The 8,439-nt window shown below is 68.3% G+C and carries 8 protein-coding genes and 2 pseudogenes; 6 read left to right on the forward strand and 4 right to left on the reverse strand.

Annotated elements, in window-relative coordinates; genetic code table 11:
- The first annotated feature begins 477 nt into the window (after positions 1 to 477).
- On the forward strand, positions 478 to 783 hold the full coding sequence (locus ACO1BR_RS40215) for a cupin domain-containing protein (RefSeq protein ID WP_426800060.1): 306 nt from the start codon (positions 478 to 480) through the stop codon (positions 781 to 783).
- Positions 784 to 789: 6 nt separating this feature from the next.
- Here ACO1BR_RS40215 and ACO1BR_RS40220 read toward each other — a convergent pair whose 3' ends face one another.
- Positions 790 to 1,119, reverse strand: coding sequence for a transposase (locus ACO1BR_RS40220; RefSeq protein WP_426800061.1), 330 nt, complete (start codon positions 1,117 to 1,119; stop codon positions 790 to 792).
- A 41-nt stretch (positions 1,120 to 1,160) separates the two neighbouring features.
- Between ACO1BR_RS40220 and ACO1BR_RS40225 the strand changes: the two are divergent.
- Positions 1,161 to 2,065: pseudogene (locus ACO1BR_RS40225) on the forward strand (IS3 family transposase); the annotation flags it as partial.
- 7 nt (positions 2,066 to 2,072) lie between these two features.
- Here the strand turns inward: ACO1BR_RS40225 and ACO1BR_RS40230 are convergent.
- Positions 2,073 to 3,476 (reverse strand): IS30 family transposase, encoded by a 1,404-nt coding sequence (locus ACO1BR_RS40230; protein ID WP_426800062.1) that lies wholly within the window; start codon positions 3,474 to 3,476, stop codon positions 2,073 to 2,075.
- Positions 3,477 to 3,502: 26 nt separating this feature from the next.
- Between ACO1BR_RS40230 and ACO1BR_RS40235 the strand changes: the two genes are divergently transcribed.
- Positions 3,503 to 3,826, forward strand: a complete 324-nt coding sequence (locus ACO1BR_RS40235; RefSeq protein WP_426800063.1) for an integrase core domain-containing protein — start codon at positions 3,503 to 3,505, stop codon at positions 3,824 to 3,826.
- Between the two features lie 91 nt (positions 3,827 to 3,917).
- Positions 3,918 to 4,107, forward strand: a pseudogene (locus tag ACO1BR_RS40240) (VOC family protein); the annotation flags it as partial.
- Positions 4,108 to 4,310: 203 nt separating this feature from the next.
- Here ACO1BR_RS40240 and ACO1BR_RS40245 read toward each other — a convergent pair.
- Entirely contained in the window at positions 4,311 to 5,312 is a 1,002-nt protein-coding gene (locus tag ACO1BR_RS40245; protein ID WP_426800064.1) for a phospholipid scramblase-related protein, read from the reverse strand.
- Here ACO1BR_RS40245 and ACO1BR_RS40250 point away from each other — a divergent pair.
- On the forward strand, positions 5,220 to 5,861 hold the full coding sequence (locus ACO1BR_RS40250) for a maltokinase N-terminal cap-like domain-containing protein (protein WP_426800065.1): 642 nt from the start codon (positions 5,220 to 5,222) through the stop codon (positions 5,859 to 5,861). The two genes, ACO1BR_RS40245 and ACO1BR_RS40250, sit on opposite strands and share 93 nt — an antisense overlap.
- Positions 5,862 to 6,038: 177 nt before the next feature.
- Here the strand turns inward: ACO1BR_RS40250 and ACO1BR_RS40255 are convergent, their stop codons facing one another.
- Positions 6,039 to 7,493, reverse strand: coding sequence for a serine hydrolase domain-containing protein (locus tag ACO1BR_RS40255; RefSeq protein WP_426800066.1), 1,455 nt, complete (start codon positions 7,491 to 7,493; stop codon positions 6,039 to 6,041).
- Positions 7,494 to 7,644: 151 nt separating this feature from the next.
- Between ACO1BR_RS40255 and ACO1BR_RS40260 the strand changes: the two genes are divergently transcribed.
- Positions 7,645 to 8,370, forward strand: a complete 726-nt coding sequence (locus ACO1BR_RS40260; RefSeq protein WP_426800067.1) for a TetR/AcrR family transcriptional regulator — start codon at positions 7,645 to 7,647, stop codon at positions 8,368 to 8,370.
- Positions 8,371 to 8,439: the final 69 nt, after the last annotated feature.

The following is an 8,439-nucleotide window of genomic DNA, read 5'->3' on the forward strand; positions in this document are numbered from 1 at the left end:
GATCGTCCAGCCGAGACCGGCGAGCCACGCGTCTTCGATATCCCTCAACCTGGTGGCCACTACTCCAGCCGTGACGAGAGACAACGGTTCGAGCCTCGGAGGGATGGGCGGCACTCGCGATACGGACGTCGCACCACCGACCTTGAGGGCACCGCGCATCAGCGCAGCCGTGGTAGTCAACTGGGCGAAAAGTCTGGCAAGTTCGGCGAGCCGCGTGACGGTCTTGTCTTCGCAAGGTCGGCAAGCTTGTCGACCAGTTTCGCTGACCCACAGGTTCCGGCCGTACGCGCCGCATGCAGGCCGCTGCTAGTGGTTCGTCACGCAGCCTTGGCCAGGTAATCGAGGTGTGGTCGGCTGGAGGTTTTGCCAAACGGTCGACCGGTGATCGTCGCTGCTCAGATAGCTTCCCGGCATCCGTTGAATGTGATGGGCGGGCTGCTTGCGTCACGGTGCGAGCAGCACGCTGGGAGGCATGTGATGAGTCCGATCAACGTTGTCGAGACAGCGGCCGCGCTGCCAGCTGCCTGGAGCTCCCACTCCTTGGGACAGGTGGGGGCGGCCTGTGTGAAAGTCCTGCGTATGGACAGCAGCCCGGTCCAGGAAGAGGCTCACGGCACTGATGAGGTACTGCTCGTGCTTGACGGGCAGCTGGAACTGCTGGTGGAGGGCGCCGAGGTCGCTGTGGAGACAGGCGAGATGTACCGGGTACCGGCAGGCGCGCGACACGCTGTCGGCCCTGGTAGTCGTGGCACGTTGGTGATCGTGGAGGAACCCGGGGCGTGAAGGCGCTCAGGCGACCCGGGCCGGGTATTGGGTCTTGGTGCGGATCGGTGAGTCGGGGGCGAAGTTCGTCTTCGGTTCCGCGTGAGTGTTGCGCCAGCGGACGTAGGCGGCGATGGCGGCGTTCTGCTCATCGTGGCTGCGAGGGTCGGTGCCGTTGAGTGCGAAGTAACGCAGGGCCCCGAACTCGGCCTCGATCCAGTTCAGCCAGGAGCCGTAGGTCGGGAGGAAGACCCGCTCGATGTCGTTGTCGGCCGCCCAGACGCGGACGTCTGCGTGCTTGTGCGGGGAGAAGTAGTCCAGCACCACGTACGGGGCTTGACCCCAGATCTTGGACACCCGAGACACTTGGATCTGGAGTCCAGGAGAACGGATGTCCCGTGGTCATGAAGCACTATCCGCCGGAGTTCAAGGCGGACGCGGTCGCGTTGTACGAGTCGCGGCCGGAAGCGACGATCAGGTCGGTCGCCGCTGATCTGGGGGTGAACCCGGAGACGTTGCGGAACTGGGTCCGGGCGGCCGGAGCGAGCCGGCCACGGGGACGCCGTGCGGAGGCGTCCGCCGAGCCGCCCACGGCGCTGGAGGCGGAGAACGCAGCCCTACGCAAGAAGGTCCGTGAACTGGAGGAGGAACGCGAGATCCTGCGGAAGGCAGCCAAGTATTTCGCCGGGGAGACGCGCTGGTGAACCGCTTCCAGTTCGTCGCCGACCACCAGCACCATTACGGCGTGAAGCGGTTGTGCACCATCCTCGGCATCGCCCGCTCCAGCTTCTCCTACTGGCGCCGCACCGCCGCAGACCGGGCCGCCCGACAGGCGGCCGACGCCCGGCTGGCCACCCGGATACGGGTTGTGCACCGTGAGTCGGACGGCACCTACGGCGTCCCCAGGATCACCGCCGAGCTCCGCGACGACGGCGAGCGGGTCAACCACAAGCGGATCGCGCGCGTGATGCGGAGCATCGGCCTGGCGGGCGTGCGGCTACGTCGCAAACACCGCACCACGATCGCGGACCCAGCCACGGCGAAAGCCCCGGACCTGATCGGTCGCGACGTCACCGCGAGAGAAGCGAACACGAAGTACGTCGGCGACATCACCTACCTCCCTGTGGACGGCGGGGAGTTCCTCTACCTGGCCACCGTCATCGACCTCGCCTCACGCCGCCTCGTCGGCTGGGCGATCGCGGATCACATGCGCACAAGTCCCGTCGTCGACGCACTGGCCGCCGCCGAACGCACCCGCGGCAGCCTCGCCGGAGCGGTCATACACACCGACCACGGCGCCCAGCTTGGTCTCAATCGGTCGTCGCAACACCGGCTACCTGGAGAGATAGTAGATGCTTGTTGAGGGCTTCGGCGGGTGTCTTCCATCCGAGGGTTTTGCGGGGTCTGTTGTTGAGGGTGAAGGCGACGGCCTGGAGCTCGTCGGCGTTCCAGCGTGACAGGTCCGTGCCTTTGGGAAAATGCTGCCGCAGCAGACCGTTCGTGTTCTCGTTGGTGCCCCGCTGCCAGGGGTTGTGCGGGTCGGCGAAGTAGACCTGGAGCTCGGAGTCGACGCGTAGTTGGGCGTGTTGGGCCAGTTCCGTGCCGCGGTCCCAGGTCAGCGACCTGCGCAGGTGCTCGGGCAGCGTGGTGATGGTGGCGGTGATCGCGTCCTTCACAGCCTCGGCGCCGCGGCCGGCCAGCGCAGGCCCGTTCTTGGTACGTGGTTCGGTGCCGAAGCCCTCCATCCGGGGCAGGTGCAGCAGCATCGTGAACCGTGTGCTGCGCTCCACCAGCGTGCCGATCGCGGACCGGCCGGTGCCGATAATGAGGTCACCCTCCCCGTGACCTGGGACCGCACGGTCCTCGGCCTCTGCGGGCCGCTCGCTGATCAGCACCTCGGCGGTGACGTGACCACGGATGCTCTGCCTGGAGCGTTCCCGCGGGACCCGCAGCGATCGCCCAGTGCGCAGGCAGGCGACCAACTCGCGCTTGAGCGCCCCGCGTTCTTGCACGTAGAGGGCCTGGTAGATCGCTTCCGGGGAGATGCGCATGGACTCATCATTGAGAAAGTCCACTTTGAGCCGCTGCGATATCTGCTCCGGGCTCCACGCCATTGCCCAGAGTCGGTCCTGCCGCCTCGGCTTGTTCCGGCCCTTCCACGGCGGCACCTGCGGTCCCTCGACGATCTGACCGTCCACGGCGTGGACGAGGGTCCCGGCCAGTCGGTCCTGCACGTAATCGCGCAGGCGCTGGTTGGCCACCAGCTTCGCGGTCTTCGGCCGCTGCGCACGCCGCTCGGCGTGCCATTGCGCCAGCGAGGCCCGGTACTCCAGGTGGTAGGTCCGGGTAGAGGCGTCGCGCCACAGTTCCCGCGAGATCGTCGAGGGCGAACGCCCCAGACGCCGCGCGATCGCACGGACGCCGAAGTCACGGGCACACAACAGGGCGAACTCCTCCCGTTCGGCGAACGACAGGTATCGGCCCGTTGTGGTCGGGGCAAGGCACGGATTCACCCCGCCAGCATGACGAAACCACCGTGACCCCACGGCCGGGGAGACCCCGATCGCGGCCGCCGCGCCCACTGAGCTCAGCCCCCGCGCGATCGCCTGCCAGAATCTGACCCGGTCCTCACGCCAGGCGACGCTCGGCCGGCCCGGCGAGGGCATCTGCCCGCGATACTCCCGCGCCGCCCGCTGCCGATTCCCCACGCCCATCCACAAACCTCCAGCTCACAGAGGTGTTGCGACGACCAGTTGAATCCGCCCAGTACACCAGCCGGGCCTTCGCCGACGCCTGTCACACAACCGGCGTCCGTCAGTCCATGAGCGCGATCGGCAGCTCGGCGGACAACGCACTCGCCGAGTCCTTCAACGCTACGTTCAAACGCGAGACGCTCCAGGATCGCAAGCACTGCTCCAGCAAGCGCAAGGCCCGCCTCGACGCGTTCCGCTGGCTGCACCGCTACAACACCAGACGCCGTCACTCCGGCCTCGGACACCGCAGCCCGATCGCCTACGAGACAGCGTCCGAAACAACATCAACTACGCTGACGCCAGCCGCATAACCCGTGTTCAGGATTCGGGGTCAAGGCCCAGATTAAGGACATTATCGTCGATTACCGGGCCCCTGAGCGGCTGGCTGTGTTCTGGTCCGAGGTGCTCGGCCGTCCGATCGTGGCCAGGACCGGCCCGTTCGTCTGGCTGGCCAGAGTCGGCGGCACGGGGCTCGGCTTTCAGAGGATCGAGGGATCGAAGAGCGGTAAGAACCGCGTTCACTTCGACGTCTCCGCCCCCCCCCGCCGCGCAACGACGGATCGAGGCCCTGGGCGGCCTCCACCTCCAGGAGTTCGCCGCCGGCGGCTTCCTGGTCATGGCCGACCCGGAGGGCAATGAGTTCTGCATCATCCCCCGGGAACCGTTCGACGTCGACAGCCAAGGCCGCGCGGACTACCTGAGCGCCTGAGCTCTCACCCCGGCAAGATCCGCACCGCCCCGGCGCGACGCCCATGTCACGGACAGCGCCCAAGCGCCTGTCCGGTGTGTCAGGGCCTAGGCGTTGCCGTCCTTGTCAGGCTTGAGCATGGTGTCCACGGTGAGTGCACCCGCCAGCGCAAGCGAGCGCAGGGGTTCGTCCATCGGACGCAGTACCTGGATGTAGTAGTAGTCCTGGCCACCGATGCCCTCCAGGATCACGTCGAGCAGCGTCCGGGCGATCCGGGCCACCGGCGTACCCGTGTGGTCGGTGATCGTAAAGCTGAAGTGGATCCAGTTCTCCGCTCGGATGTGCCCGACGGTATGGCCGTTGGCCACCAGGTCGAAGCTGATCCGGCCGATCACTTCCTGCTGGACAATCTCGCCCATCGGCGAACCGTCCGGGCGGGCGACCGCCACCCGGGCCTTGAGGACCTTGGTACCCCGGCTCAGCACCAGGAACGGGACACCGGCCGCGTCCCGGATCTCGAACTTGCGGGAGAGATAGCGGTCCATGCTGCTCATGAAGCGCAGCGCCTTGCGAGCGGCGTTCTGGCCGGTCTCGGCGACCGAACCGATCTGGTTGCCCTGCTGATCGCAGACCGCGTAACTGGTGCTGATGTCGACCCACTTGAAGTCCTGGTCGACCCTGAAGATCTCGGCCGACAGCAGGGCCTCGGGACCGCCGCCCGCCTGCTGATAGGCCGGCTGCGGCTGCGGGTACTGCGATTGCGCGTACTGCTGCTGTTGAGCCGGCGCCGCCTGCGGGTACTGCTGTTGCGCCGGGGCCTGCGGGTACTGCTGTTGCTGAGCTGGCGCCGCCTGCGGGTACTGCTCCTGCTGAGCTGGCGCCTGCGGGTACTGCTGCTGCGCGGGCGCCTGCGGCGGATACTGCTGCTGGGCCGGCGGCTGCGGATACGCGGGTGCCGGGACGGCCGGCTGCGCGTACACCGGGGCCTGCGGCGCGGGCGGCGGCGACGCCTGGGTGTGTTCGGTCCAGCGATAGCCGTCCCACCAGCGCACAACCGGTGCACCGTACGGATCCTGATACCAGCCTGGGGGAACTGCTGTCTGCGTCACGCCGAGAGCCTAGCCGCCGCCAGTGACACCGGGTACAGCGGGCACCGCCCCTTCCGCACAAGCGCCTTGACAGCACGTCACCGGCGGCATCCGGCAACGAATGCGTCCCGGGGCAGCGCGTCTACTGATTCCCAAGGGGCCGAACACGCCCTCATCGGCACGATGGAGCACGGGGTGCTGGGCAAGCGCTGGGCGTACGACGGCTGCCATGACCCGGTGCTCGTCACCGAGCTGCTGTCGCTGATCGAGGGCAACGCACCCGCGATGGCACAGAGCATCACGGACACCCGCGACCACGAGGTGACCCGCTCACACAGCGGCGCCCCGTTCGACCTGGACGGCTTCACGCCCAAGCCCACCGACGACCGGGACGGTACCCGCCTTCCCGTACCCGGCGGCACGATCCTGCACGTCCATCGCGCCCTCGCCTCCGTCGACGAGCATCCGCCACTGCCGCGCCAGGGAGCCCTTGGCCATGTCGCGACCGGCTGGCAAGGACCGAACAGTACGCGCCCGCAGGCCGTCCTGATGACACTGCTCGACGCCTGACCCGGGTGCCNGCATCCGCCACTGCCGCGCCAGGGAGCCCTTGGCCATGTCGCGACCGGCTGGCAAGGACCGAACAGTACGCGCCCGCAGGCCGTCCTGATGACACTGCTCGACGCCTGACCCGGGTGCCGACCCCGGCCGCGCTGGCGCCGACCGGCGGGCAGCACCTGGATCCCGCTAGGCGACCTTGGGGCCGCAGCGCATGCCGATGTAGACGCAGGCCGTGCCGTCCTCCAGCGTGGAGAAGACCACGGGCATGTAGTCCTCGCTGAACGCCGCACCCACCCCGGTCCCCGCGAAGACCGTCTCCGTCACCGGTACCAGGTCTATTTCCAGGGGCTCGGAGAAGTCCTTCATGCCGTCGACGAACTCGTACACCGCGTGGCCCGCACCGTCCCGCTCGGTCACGGTGATGACCACCCCCTCGCGCCGGTACGTGCCCACGAACGGCGCGAAGTCGACCACGGGCGGCTGGGCCGGCGGGGCGAAGGGCTCCGGCATCGTCACCCCGGCCAACTCGGCGAGGAGTTCCCGGTAGAGCGCCGCGTACAGTTCGCGCGCACCGCCGCCGTTGGTGAGTAGCGCGACCGCGACGCCCGCCGAGGGCACCACGCGCAGATAGCCGTACTGCCCGATCGAGGCGCCGTCGTGCCCGTATCCCTGGACGCCGTTCCAGTCGTACAGGGTCCAGCCCAGGCCCCAACCGTCCGCGCTGACGGTCCACTTGTCGGGGGAGTCGACCACGCGCCGCTGCATCAGCGCGACCGTCTCCTCGGAGAGCACGCGCGTGCCGTCCTGCGCCACACCGCCGTTGAGGTGCATCTGCGCGAGCCGCGCGACGTCCCCGGCCGTGGCGATGACCCTGCCGTAGGGGCCGGCCGAGCGCGGCATCAGGTCCCAGGACGGCGCCGGGTCAGGGTCCTGGCCCGCTTCGCCCAGGTGCCCCATCGCCGCACGGAACCGCAGCGCCTCCTCGGGAAGCGTCATCGTGTGCGTGAGGCCGAGCGGGGTGAGGAGCAGGTCCTTGAGGGCCTCGTCCCAGACCTGGCCCGTCACCACCTCGATGATCCGGCCGAGCACGTTGTACCCGATGCCGCTGTAGGAAATCGCGGTGCCGGGCGGGCAGTCGAGCGCCACGTCCTTCGCGGCTTCGACGTACTTGGCGAGACAGTCGTCGCCGCGCCCGCTGTCGTAGGTGAAGTCGCAGGTGAGACCGCTTGTGTGGCTGAGCAGTTGGCGCGTGGTGATCGTCCTGGTGGCCTCGGGGTCGGCGACCGAGAACTCCGGCAGCACGTCCACGACCGGCGCGTCCAGGTCGAGTCGGCCCGATTCGACGAGCCGCATGATCAGGGTGGCGGTGTAGATCTTGGCGATCGAGCCCATCTGGTAGACCGAGTCGGTCGTCGCCGTCACGCCCGTGCCGCGGTGGAGTACACCACTGGCCAGCTCGTGGACGGTCCCGTCCACGAGGACCGCGAGGGACGCGGCCGGGACGTGGTGCTTGGCGCGCAGTGCGTCGAGGCGGTTCTGCCAGTGGACGAGGTCCAGCTTCTTGCCCGCCGAGTCCCTGGTCCCCCAGTCGCCCTCGGCTTCCCAGTTGCCCTGCGCGTCCCAGCTCACGTTCTTCGACATGTCAGCCCCATCTGTTGCGTACAGCGATTGCGTACGGCGTTCTCTCGATGCGAACACTGTACGCATGGCGTAACGCTGTACGCAAGGTGCGTACAGCGTGCGCTAAAGTGGTGGAGACGATGGCCGTGGGACGAGCAGAGACGAGGGCCGCATGTCAGCCGATGAGAAGCCGACCGCCTCGGTGTGGACCCGGCCGCGCCCCCGGCAGCGGGAACACCTGACCCGCGAGCAGATCGTCGCCGAAGCGATCCGCCTGCTGGACGCGGAGGGCGTCGAGGAACTCAGCATGCGCAAGCTCGGCACCCGCCTGGGCACTGCGGCCACCTCCCTGTACCGGCACGTGGCCAACAAGGACGAACTGATCGAGCTGGTCGTGGACGACGTCTACGGCGAACCGGACGTACCGACCGCCGTCGACGGGACCCGGTGGCGCGCGGCCGTCACCCGCACGGCCACCGAACTGCGGGCCATGACCCTGCGCCACCCATGGATCGCCCCCGAACTGGGCCAAGTTGGCCTCGTCCACATCGGTCCGAACGCCATGCGGATGTCGTCGGCGCTGCTCGCGCAGTTCGAGGCGGCGGGCTTCCCCGAGGACGAGATGGACCAGGCCATGGGCACACTCATGGCGTACGTCATCGGGATCGCGACCGCCGAAGCCGCGTACCTTTCACAGATCGCCCGCAGCGGCAAGACCGAGCAGGAGTGGGTGATGGGCCTGCGACCGGCCTTCGACGAAGCCACGCGGGAGCACCCGCGACTGCGCGCGGGAAGCTCCGCCCAGCAGGACGTGCACCCGCAGCGGATCCGCGACGACAACTTCGCGTACGGGCTCGACCGGGTCCTCGATGGGCTGGCGGCCCGGCTCACGCCCTAGTACTGCAACGGTCTTTGGTGTGACGGTTGGACAGGTTGGTCGTTGGTGTGGTTGTGGGTGGGGATCTTG

This window comes from Streptomyces sp. YGL11-2, assembly GCF_050054615.1.
Taxonomy (GTDB): domain Bacteria; phylum Actinomycetota; class Actinomycetes; order Streptomycetales; family Streptomycetaceae; genus Streptomyces.